We start from the raw sequence: 628 nt of genomic DNA on the forward strand, positions 1-628 counted from the left end.
TGTTGATGCGGTGCGAGTGCGCAATAAGTGCGTGCTCGACGATCTCTTGGGTCATCTCCGGGTAGGCGTCGTTCACGAGGATGCCGGCGACAATACCCAGGCCCGCAGCCTCCGCGCGGACGTCGGTGAAGTCCGGGCATGGAACCCGCAAGAACGGCTTTTCCGTCCCGGCAATCGTTGCACCAGTCGGACTGGTGAACCCGGAACCGGCGGCGGCCTGAGCCTCGGTCTGAATGAACCCGATCTTCGGATCACCGTAAAGGGCCGCGTAATCCGGCCCCTCCGTGAATCGGAGACCACCACGAGCGGCCTTCACCTCGGGCAGGTCGATCAGGCCGGCGTTGGCGTCGGCGAGGATGCCGCCAAGTTCGTACAGCGTCTCCGAAGGTGCGCACCAACCACCTGCCGCGACAAGAGAACCACCGTCCAGACGGCTCGTGTCAGCCGCATAGTCGATGACGTCCTGATCGTTGCGGCCGTCGGCCGTCAGTTCCTCGTCGAACGGGACGTGGATGCGGGCAACCGATGCGGATGCCTTGCCACCAGATGCGCTGAGGGACTGCAGCTTGACGTTCGCCGCATCGGCGAGTTCCCGGGTCGACAGGTTCTGTCCGGTCGCGAAACCTGC

1 protein-coding gene is annotated in these 628 nt (G+C 64.5%); it reads right to left on the bottom strand.

The annotated features are described in order from the left end of the window. Window positions 1-628 (bottom strand): major capsid protein (locus tag AC3XQU_RS22770; protein WP_489876438.1); only part of this gene is annotated, 628 nt, incomplete at both ends.

Source organism: Telluria sp. AZSoR62 (assembly GCF_058111565.1).